The organism is Flavihumibacter rivuli (assembly GCF_018595685.2).
Classification (GTDB): domain Bacteria; phylum Bacteroidota; class Bacteroidia; order Chitinophagales; family Chitinophagaceae; genus Flavihumibacter; species Flavihumibacter rivuli.
In genome coordinates this window covers 2683837-2702828 of record NZ_CP092334.1, presented here as the reverse complement: position 1 = coordinate 2702828, position 18992 = coordinate 2683837, and the positions used below count along the sequence as shown (strand labels likewise).

Here is an 18992-nt window from a genome sequence, read left to right as displayed (position 1 = left end):
CACATTTCCACATTTCCACATGTTCCGCAGGTGCGAAGCACCTGCGGAACTCCTACGCTTCCACCAACTCCTCCCATCCTGTTTTGCCCAGCTGGTCCAGCAAAAGCCAAAGTCCGGCGACGGATAAAGCGGTCATTACTATTACCGCGCCTAAATAGGGGAATATGAAAAAATGCATGATGGCGATCAATCCTGACAAAGCCAGCAATGCCATGGCACGCAGGAAGTTCCCTGATTTATCGTTCATGGTTGAAGGAAGGGAAGCGGGTATTGCCCTTTTCGATAACAAGGTCACCAACGCACAGATCACGAGCTGGTTCGATAAGCCCAGCAGCATATTGGGCAGGATGCTTGGTCCCAGCCAAATTAACGATATGAGGATCAGGGTACCTGCGATGGGCAGGTAGAACTTGCAGGCCATGCTTTTAAAGGTACCCAGTATCAGACCTCCCGGTTGGTGACAAGGTACGACCCTGAAGATCCAGGATGCCTGGTGCTTCTCACTGTAGCTGACCTGGCTAACAGCATTGATCAGGATGAATGCGCTGAAATAGATGGTGGTGAGCATACCGATCCTGGTGTCCCTGTCGTCGATCGATCCCGGGTTGAAATCGATGAACCTGGAAAGGGATAAGATCAGCCAGACAATTACATAACCAATAGTGGGATAAACCTTGAGTGCAAATTCCCTTGACCTGCTGCTCCATTTCCAGGCGAAGAGGAATGCCATTTTCTCTTCTGGTGACTTGGTAAAAAGCCTGGCCAGCCGCTCAGCGTAGCTTTTAGGTTGATCAGCCTCGTTCCTGGTTCCTTTGTAACCTTCACTGCTGCCCGGACTGATCAGCGTCAGTTTCTTGTTAAAGGAAGGTGCAAAATAGCGTATCACCAACCAGGTTGTGACCAAGGGGATCACAATGCTTGCGATCAATCCATAAATGCTGTTGGCTGGTTCTGCGAAACCACTGAGGTATGTCCAGCCCGATGCAAACCAATAGGGAGGTAATAACCAGGCGAACCAATAGTCGGTGATGGTAAAGGTCTGGATTTCTTCAAATTGGGCGATCCTCGGGAAGGCCTGGTATCCTGCGTACAAGACGATGGCCATGAATACCTGGAACCAGGCAATGATGGATCGGAATCTCTCAGGAGTGGTGAGTTTAAGCACCAGCAGGTAGGCTGCGTTGATGAGGAAGATGGTGAATACCACAGCCAGGATGGCGAGTGCCAGGAAGGCCAGCATTGGCCTAAGGCCCCAATCTGTGTACAATAGAATGCTGATGGGAATGCACATTGGGATCACCACTTTCCCCAGGTGCACCAGGATATGCAGCAATTTCGCCATCACCACGGTTCGGTCATTTACTGGCTTGGGGAGGATGATGAAATTGTCCCGTACATCGATCAGGACTGCAGTAAAATCACTGATCAGCATGGATGCCAGCAGGAAGATGAATGCGGTAAAGAAGGCATTCATTTTGGTAACCTCGTCTGCACCCAGGACAAAAACGGAAAGGTAAAGCACTCCCATTACCAGGGAGATCAACATGGTGCCAATGCTGGCATATTTGATACTGCTATTCTTCTTCCTGCCTTGTGTTTGTTGTAAGCTGTTGGGACGCCTGTCGTCCATGATGAGCTTGTATTGCAGGATGGTTCTTAGCTGTTCGGTGTTGATGCCAAGCTTTCTGTAGAGGCCGGCAGGCAGGAGCACGATGGCAAGAAAGAACCGGGCGATGCTATTCATGGGTACTACCTGTTTGAAGGGGTTGTGATCCGAATGCCTGTACCAGTTCATTGGCGGCCTGGTGGAGGCTATCGCTGGCCGTGAGTTTCGCGAACATATTCTCCAGGCTCTGGCGTCCCATCTGCTCTTGCAGGGCATCGAAACTGCCGTCTGCAATGATCTGTCCCTGGTTGATGAGTACGATCCTGTCGCTCACCTTCTCCACCACATCCATCATATGGCTGCAGTAAAAGATGGTCTTGCCTTCCGAAGCCAGTTTGGAGATCAGTTCCTTGACGATGATCACACTATTGGCATCCAATCCGCTCAGGGGTTCATCGAGAAAAATGATATCAGGGTTATGCAGGATACCCGAGGTCAGCAATACTTTCTGTTTCATCCCCTTGCTGAAAGTATCCATCCTTTGGTGCAGGTGGTCACCCAGGCCGAAGGCAGTGAGCATGCGGGTGATCCTTTCCTTCGCCAGTGCTTCAGGCAGCTGGTAAAGTCCAGCCATGAAGCGGAGGAATTCCATGGGCGTGAGGACATCATACAATTCTGCGGACTCGGGCACATAGCCAATGACCTTCTTGATGGCCACCGGGTCTTTTTGCATATCGATACCCTTTACGGTGACCTTTCCTTCATAGTCCTGTAAGAGTCCGCAAAGGATCTTCACAGTAGTACTCTTGCCAGCACCATTTGGACCGATATAACCGATCACCTGGCCGGGAAATACCTCGAGGTTGATGCCCTTCAGCACCTGTTGCGTACCATAGTTTTTAAAAAGGTCCTGGATCCTGATGATTGCTTCCATTGATTAGTTTCACTGTTTTAGTGTCAAACTATGGGATAAGGTAGTAGGTTATAAAGACCCCGGCGACATTTGCCGGTTAGGATGCACAAGATACTTCAAGGGGTTCAGCAAAAAATCTTTTCTTTGCAGCACGATCACTAAAAGGGCAATAAAACAGAAATCATGGAGCCAAAGTACAAGCGAATTCTTTTAAAACTTTCCGGTGAAGCATTAATGGGGAAGAGTGATGATGGATATGAGCCGCTGAGCCCGGCCACCATTGCGCAATATGCGAAGGAGATCAAGGCAGTGGCGGAAGCCGGTGTGGAAGTAGCCCTGGTGATCGGCGGCGGAAATATTTACCGCGGTATGAACGAGGCTGAAACCGGTATCGAAAGGGCCCATGGTGATTATATGGGCATGCTGGCCACTGTTATCAACGGGATGGCCCTGCAGGCCGGACTGGAAAAGGAAGGTGTTTTTACCCGCCTTCAAAGCGCTATTAAGATGGAACAGATCGCTGAACCCTATATACGCCGCCGTGCGATGCGTCACCTCGAGAAGCACCGTGTGGTGATCTTCGGGGCAGGAACGGGTAACCCCTATTTCACGACAGATACTGCGGGGTCCCTGCGTGCCATCGAGATCAAGGCCGACGTGATCCTGAAAGGAACCAGGGTAGATGGTATTTACACCGCTGATCCTGAAAAGGATCCTGCTGCTACAAAATATGAGACCATCTCTTTCCGCGATTGTATCAATAAAAACCTCAAGGTGATGGATATGACCGCCTTCACCCTCTGTATGGAAAATAACCTCCCCATTATCGTGTTCGACATGAACAAACCCGGCAACCTGATGAAGGTGGTGATGGGCGAGAATGTGGGAACGTTGGTGAGAGGATAGGAGTCCGCAGGCGCGAAGCACCTGTGGAACATGTGGAAATGTGGACATGTGAAAATGTGGACATGTGATTCTTACGCCAACCATTATAAGGCTGGCGCGCATATAGGAGACCCTGACGGGTCTCTTTTTATTTGGGAGTGTAAAATTAAACTGTGTCAAATTTTTATTTCAAGGATCTGGATCAAAACTCTATGCTGATCAATAATTATTCTGGCACTGTTGATCAATGATCTAAAGTTGCAATAATTATTGATCAGTATAGAGGATTTTATATCATCAATTTCAACCGGTCACCAAAAATGATGGACAGTTGGGATACGGTAAGTGCCCAGTTTGGCAGGGGTTTTGACCATTTCTTCTGGATGTTCATGGTTGCCAGATAGATCAATTTCAATAGTGCCATATCAGAGGTAAATGCCCCTTTTGTTTTGGTTACCTTTCGGATTTGCCGGTGGAAGCCCTCTATGGCATTGGTGGTATATACTAGTTTTCGGATGGCCGGGGAATACTTAAAGTATGTCGTTAACTTACTCCAGTTGCGGTGCCAGGAGTCAATGACAATCGGATACTTTTTACCCCATTTAGCTTCTAATTCCTGTAATTGCCGTTCAGCTTCATCCAGGCTTACCGCCTGGTACACTGGCTTAAGATCAGCCAAAAAGGGCCTTTGGTCTTTATTGGCAATATACTTTAGCGAGTTACGGATCTGATGCACCACGCAGGTTTGCACTTCAGTCTTGGGGTATATGCTGGCTATGGCTTCGGCAAACCCCTTAAGGTTATCAATACAGGCAATCAGGATGTCGGCAACCCCGCGCTGTTGCAGATTGCTGAGCACTCCTAGCCAAAAGTTGGCCCCTTCGCTCTCGGCTATGTACATCCCGAGTAAGTCTTTTCGGCCATCTGGAGCTATTCCCAGGATATTATAAACACAGCGAGTGACGATTTTGCCTTCCTCCTTGACCTTGTAATACATGGCATCCAAAAAAACAATGCAGTAGGTCGGCTCCAAGACCCGGTTCTGCCATTCTTTTACCAGTGGGATAATCTTATCGGTGATTGCAGACAATGTAGCCGCAGATATGTCAGTATCATACATGTCCTTGATATGTGATGCAATATCCCGAAAACTCATTCCATGGCCATAAAGCCCCAGTATCTTATGTTCCAGGCTCTCCGCTAAAATGGTCTCCCGCTTTTTGACTAATTGTGGTTCAAAGGATGCATCCCGATCGCGAGGAGTTTCTATATCCAGTGTCCCTTCTGCTGTCTTAAGCCGTTTACTGTTCTTCCCATTCTTGCGATTGCCATTATCACGTTGCTCATCGTCAAGATGCTCCTCTAGCTCAGCTTCAAGGGCTGCCTCAATGAACTGTTTTAGCATGGGGGCAAAGGCTCCGTCTTTACCGAAAAGCGACTTGCCAGAGCGCAATTGCTCTAAGGCCTTCTTCTGAAGGCTGTCATAATCAGGGTGTTGTTTGTCTAGCATAAAAACTGTGTTAAAGGTCATTAATAATTTTAACCTTTGACACAGTTCATTTTACAGCCTCTTTTATTTTGCCATTACTGCCATTTTTTGGTACAACTTAGCAGCCCCTGACTGGGCTGGATGCATGGGAATCCATTTCGCCTTTCTACTATTCATAGGGACCATTCACCACTCCAAAACTCGACTGCCAAAGCCGCAGCCAAGGCAAGTCCTCAACTTCAGAAGCAATAGTGAAGGAGATTCCTAATTTATCAAAGCTTTATCAAAGGCAGTTCTTCGCATCAAACACTGGTTGGCGTAAAAATCACATTTCCACATCTCCACATATGCCCTCGTAGCGCAGCGGAGGGGGTGTCCACATCTCCCCCTGGTTGGCGTGTATCCATCTCCTCTGGTTGGCGTATGCCCCTTTCTACTGGTTGGCGTAAGGATCACATGTCCACATGTCCACATTTCCACATCTCCCCCTGGTTAGCGTATCTCCTCTCCTCTGGTTGGCCTAAAGTCACATATCCACATTTTCACATGTCCACATGTCCACATCTTCTTCCCTAGTAGGAAAAATACTATCCCTTACTAGTAAATGTACGTGAAACCCGCGCCAGGCTTGCATATATTAATAATACTGTTTACATTGCAGATAGAAAAACCACCTGACATGGGTGGTTTTTTATTCACCAACCCGTAACCCAAAGATCCCCTGGAAGCCAATAGCAGGATACAAAAAATCCGACCATTATGACGATGTTAACCTTCTTATTGGCCATGCAGATTACCGTGGGGATCGCAGAGATAATTGTCTCCTTGCTGGGCGCAATAGCGTTAGGTTTCGCCATCCACTTATTCCTCACTTCCCGCCGCAATACAGAACTGCAAATGCAGCAGCCTTATGATCCTGCATTGATCCACGAGGCGGATGAATGGAAGCTCAAATATTTCAACGATACGGAAGAACTGGAGAAGCAACTCAAGAAACTGGAGCATGAATTGAAACTGTCGAGGGAGAATGAACAGTTCCTTAACCTTGAACTGGATTCTGTTCGTGCAGAACGGGAAGAGTTGCTGGAGAGCCAGGCAGAACTGGTTTCCCCTTCACAGAAAGCTGCCGATTATTTGCAACAACTCCAGGATGCTCAGGAAAACCTTTTACAGCACAACCAAAAAGTGCAGTTCCTCCTCAGCCAGATCGAGCAACTGAAGCAGATGGAAGTGAAGCACCAGGAACTGGTGCAGGCTAATGATCTTTTGAACAAGCAGCTATCCGAACTGCGTTCAACATTGGTAGAGAAGGAGAATGAGATCAAGACCCTCCGCCAGCAGAACAGGCTTGGGGAAGAAATGCAAAGCAGGCTGGAGAAAGTATACGCCGACTATAACGGTATGCTGGATAAAATGCAGAAGCTGGAAGCCCATGTGGCCAATAGCCAGCGCGAAGGTGCCAACTATGCCGGCTTGCAGGATTCCTATTTCAAGGTGACCAAGGAGTTCGATGAACTGAAGATCAAATACCTCTCCCTGCTGGAAGAGAACCAGCGTTCTACCCGCACCCTTGCCGATGTGGAAGACAAGCTGCGCGAAGCAAATTTCCAGCGCATGCAATTACAGAAGAAAGTGGCTTACCTGGAAGAACTGAACCACGACCTGCAACAGGTTGCCGAACACCATAATAAACTCTCCAGCCAGATGCGCCGCATCACCGAGATCGAGCAACTACTGGCAAGGGCAACCGAGTTCAATAACCCTGCTAAAAGGGATGAGGATATTGAGCCAAGGGGGTATTAATGCAAGGTTTTTTTTGGCCACGAAGACAGGAAGGCACGAAGTACATACGAAGGTCTGATCATTCCATCTGTTATAATTTACCAGTCCCGGTAGTATCCTTGCGATTCAATCTCCAGTAATTAGTTAACAAAAATCATGTTTTGCTTGGGCGCCTGCCTTTAATTTTGGGTCTAAATTGATTCTTACCATGAGCATCGCCGCTATACGCAAGGACTACATGCGCCATACCCTGACCGAATCTGATGTTGCTGCTGACCCGATTTCCCAGTTCAATACCTGGTGGCTGGAAGCAATGAAAAGTGAGATCGATGAGGTGAATGCCATGACCCTCGCTACGGCTTCTGCGGATGGATTGCCTTCTGCACGGATTGTTTTGTTAAAAGGATATGATGAGAGTGGTTTTGTATTCTTCACCAACTATCATAGTTTTAAGGGCCGTCAGTTGGAAGAAAATCCGCGTGCCTGCCTGGTCTTCTTCTGGAAAGAATTGGAGCGCCAGGTACGCATCACAGGCCTTATCGAAAAGGTAAGTGAAGAAGAGAGTGATACTTATTTTGCCAGTCGACCTGTTACCAGCCAGATCGGCGCTTTGGCTTCCCCACAGAGCCAGGTGCTGGCGAGCAGGGAACAGTTAGAGCAGACGGAAAAAGAACTGGCCCATGCTTTTGCCGGCAAGCAGGTACCTCGTCCTGCGCATTGGGGTGGTTATCGGGTAAAGCCCATCACCGTTGAGTTCTGGCAGGGCAGGCCCAGCAGGCTGCACGACAGGATCCATTACACGCTCGAAGAAACCGGTAGCTGGAGGATCGAAAGATTGGCCCCATAGTACTTGACCATTTAATAATAATCCTGCCCTTTGGACCTGGTTAATTGCTCTGCAGTATGTCAACCCAAAAAATACTGTTATGAGACAATTATTGTATTGCCTTTTCCTGGTCCTTACTTTCCCCATTGCCCAGTTGTGTTACGGCCAAATCCCAACTGATCCTTATGAGGAGGAGGATACCCTCAAGATCGTAAGGTCCCATGTTCCGGGGTCTGGTTTTCGCCTGATCAATAAGCCGGATGGCGTGCTGACCTTTTCGGCATATGCATCAACCAGGTACCTGAACCAAACGGGACTGGATGATAACTATACGGATGCATTTGGGCGCACCAAGAATATTGACAAAAGGAATGACCTGCAGTTTCAGAAGGTCATGCTCTATTTCAAGGGCTGGCTGTTTGACCCGAAATTCAGGTACCTGCTGTATGTCTGGACATCCAATACCAGCCAGGGACAGGGTGCGCAGGTGGTGCTGGGTGGTAATTTCCAATACCAGTTCAACAAGCATCTTGATGTTGGTGTCGGCATTGGTGGTTTGCCCACCAACCGTTCCATGTATGGACAATTCCCGGGTTGGCTTCGGATGGATGCCAGGAACATGACGGAAGAATTTTTCCGCGGTTCATTTACTACTGGTATCTGGGTCCAGGGTGAGATCTTCAAGAATATGTATTACCGCACCATGTTGGGCAATAACCTCAGCCAGTTGGGTATTGATGCCGGACAGTTGGATGGAGGCTTTGATACCTGGAGTTCAGGCTTATGGCATACCACCAATAATTATGGCAGGATGGGGCCCTATGGGGATTTTGAACGCCATAATAGCCTGGCAACACTTTTGGGCGCCTCTTATTCGAGGAGTAATGAAACAAGGCAATCGCAGCCTGATTCTGAGGCCCCGGAGAACTCACAGATCAGGTTATCTGATGGCACGGGCTTGTTTGCCATCAATGCATTCGATACCGATGCCAGTGTCCTGTCGGCAAAATATGAAATGGTCAATATTACAGGAGGCCTGAAATGGAAAGGATTTTCTTTTGATGCTGATTATTTCCTGAGGTGGGTTTCCAAATTGGAAACCACAGGGCCCATTCCGGTTGACCAGTTGTTTGACCACGGGTTGAGTCTGCAGGGTTCCTCCATGCTGTTGGACAAAACCCTGCAGGCCTACCTGACAGGCGCTTTCATTTTTGGTGAGTATGGTGATCCAACAGAATTCAATTTGGGATTGAACTGGTTCCCTTTCAAGAACAAGTCATTCAGGGTAAATGCAGAATACATCAGGGCATATAGGTCACCGGTGGGTTATGCAAGTTTTCCCACACAGGTGGGGGCGAATGGGAATGTATTTATGATCAACTTGGAGTTGTTCTATTGATTGGATGATGGCGTAACAGGGTTATTCCTAGTTTTACTATGCTGGCAGCATATCGCTAATGTATCAGCAATTACCCTTGAGTTATAGAAGTGCCATTTAGTATCCCATCTTATGGTTGCCCCGGCTTGCCGATCCTCGGGGCGGGCAGATCCATTCTCTATCCGGACCTGGTAAGTTAAGCTGAGGTTGGATTGGTCAGCGCATAAAAAAAATGTGAAAACGTGTCGATCACATTTTCACATTCCAGAAGTTTTGACTGGTGTGGGTCCTTTGAGCAATTCCTTGCTGTTGTAGGGTTTGATCCTTTGCCTATAGAATTAAGGGCAATGGACCTCCACATGCCTGCCAGCCTTATGCTTGTTGCTTCTTCGCAGCAGCCTTTTTGGCCTGAGAAGGACGAGCTACGCGGCTCTTACCGTAAGAACCTTTGAAGATCTTACCTTTCTTGGTTTTCTTATCACCTCTACCCATAGTAATGATTTTTGAAAAATTCTTTAAAGTGCAAAAATGCGAAAAATCGGGCAATTACAGGCATTACAGGGCATAAAAAACCCTGTCTGGTAAAAGACAGGGTTTCAATGCTGTAGGCGCAGTGATTATAATTTGGAAGACAGTTCCTTACCTGCCTTGAAACGAGCAACTTTCTTAGCCTTAATCTTGATCACAGCACCAGTCTGGGGGTTGCGACCGTTACGAGCAGCTCTCTTGGATACAGAGAAAGTACCGAAACCCACCAGGGTTACTTTTCCACCACCTTTCAGGGTCTTGGTAACTGCTTCGATGAAAGAATCCAGAGCTTCATTAGCCTGGGTCTTGGTAATGCCTGCGTCATCGGCAATTTTGGCAATTAATTCAGCTTTGTTCATAGTGTGAAATTTAAAATTTTAAGCAGAACAAATATAGACGCTTTTTAATTCCAACAAATTTTTTTTTGAATTTTTTAAAGCCCCTGCCTGACTCGCTGGAATCCGCACCAAATCAGGGTTATAGCGGAAAAATACGATATGTTTTTTCGGCCTGATTTTGTGCTTGTCCGCTGAAACCCGCCATGGACAAGGGTTTTCTGATTTTTTCGCTGGAATTCAATGCTGGTGCGACTTCCAACATAATGTAGCGATTTTTTTTATTGCAAAGGGAAAGCTTTTTTGTTTTCCACATTTAGTGCACAACTTCCATTACAGAGCGGAAGGCAATGAACTTATCCCCCCATTTGTCAAAGCTTTTCTGGCGGAGCTTGTCGGCATGAATGGTAATATACCGGTTGTAATCCGATTTGGTTTCGGCATGGTACTGGGCTGCATAGGTGGGACCATCACTATCATCCACTTCTATCAGCCTTAAGAGCCTGGAAGAACTGAAACAACCGGTGCCTACCACTTCCGGCATATGTTCTTCTACCATCCACTTTAACCAGGCTTCCTGGATGCTCCAGTCGATCTTGAGGGTAACATTATAGATGTACATCGCTGTTTAGTATTTGAGCTTTAAATAAACGGGACAATGGTCGCTATGCTTTATATCTGGATAGATCTCGGCATCTACCAGCTGTTTTTTCAACTCCTCGGTGGTATTGATGTAATCGATGCGCCAGCCCTTGTTGTTCAACCTCACTGAGGGGAAACGTTGGCTCCACCAACTATAGCGATGGGGTTCGGGATGGAATTTCCTGAAAGTGTCCACCCAGCCATGTTCAAAGAACTTGTCCATCCATTTCCTTTCATCGGGCAGGAAACCACTGGAATTCTTATTGCCCTTCGGGTCATGGATATCGATCTCCCTGTGGGCAATATTATAGTCGCCGCAAACGATCAGTTTTTTCCTTGTCTTGCGCAGGTCCTGCACGTAACCGAAGAACTCCTCCAGCCATTGGTATTTGTACTCCTGGCGCTCATCGCCACTCGTGCCTGAGGGAAAGTAGGCATTGATGAGCGTGATATCATTAAAATCCGCCCTGATCACCCGGCCTTCGGCATCGCTCTGCATGAAGCCATTGCCATATTCCACGTTATCGGGTTTGATCTTTGAGAAAATGGCCACACCACTATAGCCTTTCTTTTCTGCTGAATACCAGAAATCATGGAAGCCCAGCTCAGCAAATAGTTTGTGGTTCACATTGTCGCGATGGGCCTTTGTTTCCTGTACACAGACCACCTCCGCGGGATCTGTTTTCAGCCAGTCGATAAACCCTTTGTTCATGGCGGCCCTGATACCATTGACATTATAGGAGATAATGCGCATAACCCGTTTCATTTGAGTAAATTGTTTCCGGAAGCACCAAAATTATTGAAATGAAACCATCGCAGCGGATTATTCCTGCCAAACAGCATGTTTACCTGGAGGGACCTAAGGATCGGAGTTATGAATTCCTGTTCGCATTCAGGGTTTTCCGGCAGTTCATCAAGGGATTCAGGACCCTTCACTTCGTTGGACCCTGTATAACCGTATTCGGATCGGCAAGGTTTTCAGAAGACCATCCCTATTATACCATGGCAAGGGAATGCGGCAAACGTATTGCAGGATTGGGATTCGCTACCATGACGGGCGGAGGGCCCGGTATCATGGAGGCTGCCAACCGAGGCGCAAAAGAAGCCGGCGGGAAGTCAGTAGGCTGTAATATTGAATTGCCTTTCGAACAAAAGCCCAACCCTTACCTGGATATCACCATCACCTTCGAACACTTCTTTGTGCGCAAGGTGTTGCTGGTGAAATATTCCTATGCCTTTATCATCATGCCGGGCGGGGTGGGTACCATGGATGAGTTTTTTGAAACCCTGACCCTCATGCAAACCAAGACAATGACCCAATTCCCGATCGTGTTGTTGGGGAAGGCCTATTACCAGCCCATGATGGATTACCTGCATGTCATGAAGGAGAATAAGACCATCGGCGAAGCCGATCTTGACCTGGTATTGCTAACTGATTCCCTGGACGAGGCATTCGAACACATCCACAAGTATATACGTTCCAATTACCAGGTAAAACCGCGCAAGCGCCTCTGGTGGTTCATGGAGAAAAAGTGATGGTGTTAATGATGCAGCAGCTTGTATTAAATATGTTTTAGTTCATACAACGTTATTGGGATATTCCATACTCATGGTTAGCAATATCGGTACATTAGTTAGGGTGAAGGATTAGGGACGACATTGATCAACCTGGTCGTAAAAGAATAGTTAATGACTAAATAAACCATACAATGAAAATTGAACACATTGCGCTGTGGACAAACCGTTTGGAAGAGATGCGGGCTTTCTATATGCGCTATTTCGGAGCTAGTTCCAATGAACAATACCATAATCCCGCCAAGCAATTCCGTTCCTATTTCCTTTCCTTTGAAACGGGGGCAAGGCTGGAGATCATGCAAATGGAAGGGGTGCCGGATAGCCTCAACAATATCTATGACCAGTTCACCGGCCTGATCCATTTCGCCATGGCTACTGGATCGAAGGAGAATGTTGATACCCTTACCGCACTACTCAGTGCTGATGGTTATGAGGTGATCGATGGCCCCAGGTGGACAGGTGATGGTTACTACGAAAGCGTAGTACTTGATCCCGATAAGAATAGGGTGGAGATCACGATCTAAAGGGTAGGTGCCCTATAATTTTTCCCGGCCGGTATTGCACCGGCCGTTTGCTTTTTGTGAGCTTACCCGATGATCACCCCTGCCGGCGGGTAGGTTAAATATTAAAGAATAGTATGGTATATTTTTTTTGAATGCCATAAATTGGGGCCAAATCATTTCCTTGAGCGAAGAAGTAGTTAAAGAAGATACCTGTACCCATTGTGGTAGTACCCTGGTCAATGATGCCCCCATCTGTTACCAGTGTGGCAAACCTACTGTGCCACCCGAAGAATGGGAAGGCGCCTATGAGCGCTATCGCCTATTGGTGGGAAGTTTCTATGGACTGAACTTCCTGATCTGTTTGGTATTCAATTTTGTAAAAGGGGTAGGGGATAATATTGTCGGATTGATTGCGGTGGACAGCCTATTGCTGGGACTGGCCTTATTCTATGCCTGGCAGATGCGGACTGAACTGGCGCCACTCATCCTTAAATGGAACAGGTTTTCCTGGTGGAAGGTGATCGTACTGGTTATCGTTGCGGTATCATCGGCCGTCATCGTGAATTATGGGGTGAAATGGATCAACCGCAGCATCTTCGATCGGGAATTGTATTACTATTCATCTTTCCAGGACCTGATGTTCCCCAAGACCATCATGTTGCTATTGATCGCGATCATTCCTGCTTTCTCCGAAGAGCTTGCTTACCGGGGTGTCATCCAGGCCGGGCTGCTGAAGATCACGCATACGCGGCTGGGGGTGGTATTCACTGCCTTGCTCTTCGCCATTATCCATATGAGCCTGATCTCCTTCTTCTGGCTGCTACCATTCGCCTTGTTCCTGGGTTGGTTAAGACAGCGTACACAAACCCTTTGGTATGGCATATTGGTGCATTTCTGCTTCAATGCCACTGCCTGTATCCTCGAGTTCAGGGAACTGGGTTTGCTCTGAGTGGGACACCATTGCCTGACTTGATCAATTGGCAGAAACAAATTTTAAGCCCACAATGGATCCAATGAGTGTGGTCAGGAAGAAGAGTCGCCAGAAATCGGCCGGCTCTTTGAAGAAGAGGATACCCACTAGAACGGTTCCCACTGCCCCAACGCCTGTCCAGACGGCATAAGCAGTACCGATGGGAAGGGTTTGGGTGGCCCTGTACAAAAGGTACATACTGATCGACAGGCATACAAAGAAACCTATCCACCAAAGAGTGGCCGTTGTGCCGGAGCTTTCCTTTGCCTTGCCGAGGCAGGTAGCAAATCCCACTTCAAAGAGGCCTGCAATGATCAGGATGATCCAATTCATGGTTGTGATATTGATGGGTAAATAAAACCCCGCGATATAGGGTAGTGCATGAAGACCTTATACCACGGGGATCCCTGACAAGTAAAGTTAACTGCCTTTATTCATTTTCCAGGATTGGCCGCAACCACCTGCCCATTTCTTCCTTCGTATAACCCTTTCTGTTAGTGTAATCCTCCAGCTGGTCCTCTTTGATCTTGCCTACACCAAAATACTGGCTGTCCGGATGCGCAAAATACCATCCGCATACCGAAGCAGCTGGGTACATTGCCAGGGATTCAGTCAGCTTGATGCCGGTTGCCGCTTCCCCTCCCAGCAGGTTGAAGAGCTTGTATTTTTCGGTATGGTCGGGACATGCAGGATAGCCTGGTGCCGGCCTGATGCCAACATACTTTTCCTTGATCAGCTCTTCGTGAGAGAGTTGTTCACTTGCTGCATATCCCCAGAATTCCTTCCTCACCCTTTCATGCAGGTATTCGGCAAGGGCTTCCACCAGCCTGTCTGCCAGGGCCTGCAACATGATCTTGTTATAATCATCATGCTTTGCCTCATAAGCCTTGATATGAGGCTCTATCCCCTGGATGGTTACCGAGAAGGCCCCGAGGTAATCCTTTTTACCGGATTGGGCAGGCGCAATGAAATCAGCCAGGGAGAAATTGGGCTGGCCAGCGGCTTTCTTGAGCTGCTGGCGCAGGAATTCCAGTTGATGCGTTTCAGTGATCGGCAGTACTACATCGTTATTGTCATCAACTGCCGATGCGGGAACGGATAGGGTAACCGTGTCCTTACCATTGCTGTTGGCAGGCCAGAACCCGATCACGCCTTTTGCTGTCAGCCATTTTTCTTCTATGATCATTTTCAGCAAGTCATTGGCATCAGCAAATAATTTGCGTGCTTCCTTACCTATCACCTCATCATCCAGTAATTGCGGATAGCGGCCACCCATTTCCCAGGCTATGAAGAAAGGCGCCCAGTCGATATAGGGAGCGATGGTTGCCAGGTCAACGTCTTCAAAAACCTTTGTGCCCAGGAATTTTGGCTGGGCCGGTTCAAAACTTTTCCAGTCGATAGCTACCCGGTTTTGGGCTGCTTCCGCGTAGGGGATATATTGCTTGACCGCGCGCTTGCTGTTGAAGTCTTCCCTCAACCTGTCGTACTCATTGCGCGTATCATTCAGTAATTTTTGTCGCTGGTCCTGATTGAGCAATGTGCCGGCAACGGTAACACTCCTGGAGGCATCCAGTACATGCAATACACCATGGTCGTATTGCGGAGCGATCTTCACGGCTGTGTGCATGCGCGACGTGGTGGCACCACCGATCATCAATGGCTGGGTCATGCCCCTGCGCTTCATTTCATGTGCCACATGTACCATCTCATCCAGGGAAGGAGTGATGAGGCCGCTAAGGCCTATGATGTCTACATTCTCTTTCTGCGCCGTATCCAGGATCTTATCGGCAGGGACCATCACTCCCAGGTCGATGATCTCATAGCCGTTACAGCCCAATACCACGCCAACAATGTTCTTACCAATATCGTGTACATCACCCTTAACAGTTGCCAGCAGCACTTTCGCCACATTGCCCTGCTGGGCCTGGGGGTTATTCCTTTTTTCTTCCTCAATATAAGGGGTCAGCCAGGCCACGCTCTTCTTCATCACCCTGGCACTTTTCACTACCTGCGGCAGGAACATCTTGCCCGCGCCAAACAGGTCACCCACTACGTTCATGCCATCCATCAGCGGTCCTTCGATCACATCCAGCGGACGTGGGTATTTTAACCTGGCTTCTTCGGTATCCTGGTCAATATAATCTGTGATGCCATTAACGAGCGCATGCTTCAGCCTTTCTTCCACAGCGGCCTGACGCCAGCTTTCGTCCTTCACTTCCGCCTTTCCTTTGGCCTTAACGGTCTCGGCAAAGGTGATCAGTTTTTCGGTGGCCTCGTTGTTGTCATTGTTACGGTTCAGGATCACGTCTTCACAGAGCTGCCTGAGTTCGGGTTCGATCTCATCATAGACCACCAGCTGTCCAGCATTCACGATGCCCATATCCATGCCGGCCTTGATGGCATGGAAGAGGAATACACTGTGCATGGCTTCGCGCACATGGTCATTACCGCGGAAGGAGAAGGAGAGGTTACTCACACCACCGCTCACTTTGGTGAGGGGCATACGTTGCTTGATGATGCGGGTGGCCTCAATGAAATCTACCGCGTAATTGTTATGTTCTTCCAAACCTGTTGCTACTGCAAAGATGTTGGGGTCGAAGATGATGTCCTGTGGATCGAAGCCCACCTGTTTGGTCAGGATATTGTAAGCGCGGGAACAGATATCCACCCGGCGCTGCAAGGTATCGGCCTGGCCTTTCTCATCGAAGGCCATCACCACTACAGCTGCACCAAAGCGTTTGCAGATATTGGCCTGCTCAATGAATTTGGCTTCGCCTTCTTTCATCGAAATGGAGTTCACGATGCATTTTCCCTGTACGCATTTGAGTCCCGCTTCAATGATCTCGAACTTGGAGGAGTCGATCATGATGGGGATGCGGGCGATGTCCGGCTCGCTTTGCAGGAGGTTGAGGTAGGTGGTCATGGCTTTCACGCCATCGAGCAGGGCGTCGTCCATGTTCACATCGAGGACCTGCGCGCCGTTCTCTACCTGCTGGCGGGCAACGGAGAGGGCTTCCTCGTATTTGTTCTCCTTGATGAGCCGCGCGAATTTCTTTGAACCGGTTACATTGGTACGTTCACCGATGTTGACAAAATTGGTCTCCGGCCGCACTACCAGCGGCTCCAGACCGGCTAATCGCAAATATGGTTTGATGCTTGTCATGTTCTGTTTTTTGGGCCACAAAGGCACTAAGACACTAAGTGGCACGAAGGTGGTTGAGGTTAGATTACTCTTCTCTTGATACCGTTCCTGATCATGGGTACATTGAAATTGATCAGGAAGCCAAGGTCAATTCCTGTTAATTTTAAGTAACTCAATAATTGTGCTTCCCATACAGGATGAAAATTGTCCTGTGCTTTTAATTCTACTATGATGCAATCGTCAATCAAAAGATCCAGCCTTAATGCTTCTTCGAATCGTAAACCATCATATACTACCGGAACTTTTACCTGTGTATAATGATTAATATTTCTTTTTGTCAGTTCGTGGCAGAAGCATTTTTCATACACACTTTCCAATAACCCGGGACCCAGGTCAACATGGATCCTATAAGCAATGTCAACTACCTGTTTTGCCAACCACTCTTTGTGCTCACTCTGATTCATACGCCGCTTTTTCTGGTGCACTATAAAATTAGTCCATTCCCTTAGCTCTTTGTGTTCCTTCGAGCCTTCGAGTCTTCGTGGCCAGGCATAATCACCCAATTAGGGTGTTTTCAACCTCGGGTAAGGGTCGGGGTTGGAAGTTCCTCACATGCTCCGCTATATGCCTGATATGATCAGGCGTTGTACCGCAGCAACCACCCACAATATTCACAAACCCTTCCTGCGCCCACTCTTCAATGAAATGCGCCGTTTCATGTGGCTGCTCATCGTATTCTCCCATGGCGTTCGGCAGGCCGGCATTCGGGTAGGCCGATGTATAGCAAGCCGCTATCTGACTCAGCTCCTCAATATGGCTCCTCATCTGCGCAGCGCCCAGGGCACAGTTCAGGCCAATGCTCAACGGACGGGCATGCATAACCGAAACATAGAAGGCCTCCAGTGTCTGCCCGCTCAGTGTCCTGCCTGATGCATCCGTGATAGTGCCACTGATCATGATGGGCAGTTCCGGTTTGCCAGCATCCTGGAAATACTGCTTGATGGCATAGATCGCCGCTTTTGCATTCAGGGTATCGAAGATGGTCTCGATGAGCAGGAGGTCAACGCCGCCTTCCACCAATGCTTTCACCTGCTCGTAATAGGCTGCAGCCGCTTCATCAAAAAGAAGGCCGCGATAACCGGGATTGTTCACATCGGGGGAAAGGCTCAAGGTCTTGTTCATGGGACCGATGGCGCCGGCAACAAATCGGGGCTTATCCGGCGTCTTTGCAGTGTAATCGTCTGCAGCCCTTCTCGCGATTTGTGCAGCGGCCACATTCATTTCATAGCTCAGGTCCTCCATCTGGTAATCGGCCATGCTCACGCGTTGCGAACTGAAGGTATTGGTCTCAATGATATCGGCACCGGCTTCAAGGTATTCGCGATGGATGCCTTCAATGATGGCAGGCTGGGTTATGTTCAACAGGTCAGAATTACCTTTTACATCCACCGGCCAGTCCTTGAAACGTTCCCCGCGGTAATCGGCTTCGGTCAGGCGATGGCGTTGGATCATGGTACCCATGGCCCCGTCAATCACCAGTATTCTCTTGTTCAATTCAGAACGGATATCTTTCATACTTCTTCTTTTAAAGGAACAGCAAAAGGCATGGCTGTTCCTGGCTCAGTAAAACCGGGCTTTAGAGGGAGGGCATCAAAACGAGTGGAAACAACAATGGAAGGTATTGCCGTTTATTAGTTCCGTTGTGACTCCCTGATCAAGACCGGGACCGCAGGCCGAACAATAAACAAATCCACCTGCTATTGGCAAATATAGGAAGAAATAAACAATGCAGCAGGGACTAGCCTTTCACGAGCTTGTCCACGGGAAGGCGGTGTTGCAGGCTTCTCGCCAGGGTCATTTCATCGGCATATTCCAGTTCACCGCCAAAGGCGATGCCACGGGCAATGGTGGTAAAACGTACCGAAGTGTCCTGCAGCTTTTTCTGGATGAAATAAATGGTGGTATCACCCTGGATGGTGGGGTTAAGGGCAAAGATCACTTCTTCCACGCCGCCGGCCCTGACCCTTTGCAGCAGTGACTCGATATTGAGTTGGTCGGGACCTACACCATCGAGGGGGGAGATGATGCCGCCCAATACATGGTAGGTGCCATTGTATTGCTGGGTACTTTCAATGGCGATGACATCGCGGATGCTTTCCACCACGCAGATCAGTTCCTGCTTGCGCATGGGGCTATTGCAGATGGAGCAGATGAGGGCATCGGAGATATTGCCGCAACGCTGGCAAAAACGCACTTCATCGCGCATGCGGATAACTGCTTCGCCAAAAGCCTTGACCTTTTCCGGTTCCTGTTTGAGCAAATGCAATACCAGCCTGAGGGCGGTCTTCTTCCCGATCCCGGGTAGCTTGCTAAACTCATTCACGGCCTGTTCCAATAATGCGGAGGGAAGCTGCATGT

Annotated in this window: 19 protein-coding genes; 7 read left to right on the top strand and 12 right to left on the bottom strand. The window is 48.5% G+C overall.

The annotated features are described in order from the left end of the window. Nucleotides 1-52: 52 nt before the first annotated feature. Nucleotides 53-1744 (bottom strand): hypothetical protein, encoded by a 1692-nt coding sequence (locus KJS94_RS11565; protein WP_214448823.1) that lies wholly within the window; start codon nt 1742-1744, stop codon nt 53-55. Beyond that, complete coding sequence (locus tag KJS94_RS11560) at nt 1737-2540, bottom strand: ABC transporter ATP-binding protein (protein WP_214448822.1); 804 nt, start codon at nt 2538-2540, stop codon at nt 1737-1739. Before KJS94_RS11560 ends, KJS94_RS11565 begins: the two co-directional genes overlap by 8 nt. 162 nt (nt 2541-2702) lie before the next feature. On the opposite strand from KJS94_RS11560, the gene pyrH reads away from it, so the two are divergent. Then, the gene (gene pyrH, locus KJS94_RS11555) at nt 2703-3425 is read left to right on the top strand and encodes a UMP kinase (protein WP_214448821.1); all 723 of its coding nucleotides are present in this window, start codon (nt 2703-2705) and stop codon (nt 3423-3425) included. Nucleotides 3426-3693: 268 nt separating this feature from the next. Here the strand turns inward: pyrH and KJS94_RS11550 are convergent, their stop codons facing one another. Next, complete coding sequence (locus KJS94_RS11550; protein ID WP_239804143.1) at nt 3694-4914, bottom strand: IS256 family transposase; 1221 nt, start codon at nt 4912-4914, stop codon at nt 3694-3696. Between the two features lie 738 nt (nt 4915-5652). Between KJS94_RS11550 and KJS94_RS11545 the strand changes: the two genes are divergently transcribed. From KJS94_RS11545 to KJS94_RS11535, 3 genes are all read left to right on the top strand, one after another. After that, the gene (locus KJS94_RS11545) at nt 5653-6696 is read left to right on the top strand and encodes a coiled-coil domain-containing protein (protein WP_214448612.1); all 1044 of its coding nucleotides are present in this window, start codon (nt 5653-5655) and stop codon (nt 6694-6696) included. A gap of 187 nt (nt 6697-6883) precedes the next feature. Next, entirely contained in the window at nt 6884-7522 is a 639-nt protein-coding gene (pdxH, locus tag KJS94_RS11540) for a pyridoxamine 5'-phosphate oxidase (protein WP_214448613.1), read from the top strand. Between the two features lie 79 nt (nt 7523-7601). Next, the gene (locus KJS94_RS11535; RefSeq protein WP_214448614.1) at nt 7602-8900 is read left to right on the top strand and encodes a hypothetical protein; all 1299 of its coding nucleotides are present in this window, start codon (nt 7602-7604) and stop codon (nt 8898-8900) included. 351 nt (nt 8901-9251) lie between these two features. Here KJS94_RS11535 and KJS94_RS11530 read toward each other — a convergent pair whose 3' ends face one another. The 4 genes from KJS94_RS11530 to KJS94_RS11515 form a co-directional block, all read right to left on the bottom strand. Then, nucleotides 9252-9371, bottom strand: coding sequence for a 30S ribosomal protein THX (locus KJS94_RS11530; RefSeq protein WP_214448615.1), 120 nt, complete (start codon nt 9369-9371; stop codon nt 9252-9254). Nucleotides 9372-9496: 125 nt separating this feature from the next. Further along, nucleotides 9497-9766, bottom strand: coding sequence for an HU family DNA-binding protein (locus tag KJS94_RS11525; protein WP_039138735.1), 270 nt, complete (start codon nt 9764-9766; stop codon nt 9497-9499). 292 nt (nt 9767-10058) lie between these two features. After that, nucleotides 10059-10364: a DUF4286 family protein gene (locus tag KJS94_RS11520; protein WP_214448616.1), complete on the bottom strand. Its 306-nt coding sequence runs from the start codon at nt 10362-10364 to the stop codon at nt 10059-10061. Between the two features lie 6 nt (nt 10365-10370). Then, a complete protein-coding gene (locus KJS94_RS11515; protein ID WP_239804142.1) occupies nt 10371-11150 on the bottom strand; it encodes an exodeoxyribonuclease III in 780 nt (259 codons plus the stop codon). Nucleotides 11151-11188: 38 nt separating this feature from the next. On the opposite strand from KJS94_RS11515, the gene KJS94_RS11510 reads away from it, so the two are divergent. The 3 genes from KJS94_RS11510 (at nt 11189) to KJS94_RS11500 (ending at nt 13411) form a co-directional block, all read left to right on the top strand. Beyond that, nucleotides 11189-11920, top strand: a complete 732-nt coding sequence (locus KJS94_RS11510) for an LOG family protein (protein ID WP_214448617.1) — start codon at nt 11189-11191, stop codon at nt 11918-11920. Between the two features lie 173 nt (nt 11921-12093). Continuing rightward, the gene (locus tag KJS94_RS11505) at nt 12094-12483 is read left to right on the top strand and encodes a VOC family protein (protein WP_214448618.1); all 390 of its coding nucleotides are present in this window, start codon (nt 12094-12096) and stop codon (nt 12481-12483) included. Nucleotides 12484-12643: 160 nt separating this feature from the next. After that, complete coding sequence (locus KJS94_RS11500; protein WP_214448619.1) at nt 12644-13411, top strand: CPBP family intramembrane glutamic endopeptidase; 768 nt, start codon at nt 12644-12646, stop codon at nt 13409-13411. A gap of 24 nt (nt 13412-13435) precedes the next feature. Here the strand turns inward: KJS94_RS11500 and KJS94_RS11495 are convergent, their stop codons facing one another. From KJS94_RS11495 to recR, 5 genes are all read right to left on the bottom strand, one after another. Beyond that, nucleotides 13436-13765 (bottom strand): DMT family transporter, encoded by a 330-nt coding sequence (locus tag KJS94_RS11495; RefSeq protein WP_214448620.1) that lies wholly within the window; start codon nt 13763-13765, stop codon nt 13436-13438. A gap of 97 nt (nt 13766-13862) precedes the next feature. Next, entirely contained in the window at nt 13863-16595 is a 2733-nt protein-coding gene (gene metH / locus KJS94_RS11490) for a methionine synthase (protein WP_214448621.1), read from the bottom strand. A 59-nt stretch (nt 16596-16654) separates the two neighbouring features. Next, entirely contained in the window at nt 16655-17038 is a 384-nt protein-coding gene (locus tag KJS94_RS11485; RefSeq protein ID WP_214448622.1) for a GxxExxY protein, read from the bottom strand. A gap of 91 nt (nt 17039-17129) precedes the next feature. Further along, nucleotides 17130-18149 carry a homocysteine S-methyltransferase family protein gene (locus tag KJS94_RS11480; protein WP_214448623.1) on the bottom strand — a complete coding sequence of 340 codons (1020 nt, stop codon included), beginning with the start codon at nt 18147-18149 and terminating at the stop codon, nt 17130-17132. A gap of 223 nt (nt 18150-18372) precedes the next feature. After that, nucleotides 18373-18990, bottom strand: coding sequence for a recombination mediator RecR (recR, locus tag KJS94_RS11475; RefSeq protein WP_214448624.1), 618 nt, complete (start codon nt 18988-18990; stop codon nt 18373-18375). Nucleotides 18991-18992 lie beyond the last annotated feature (2 nt).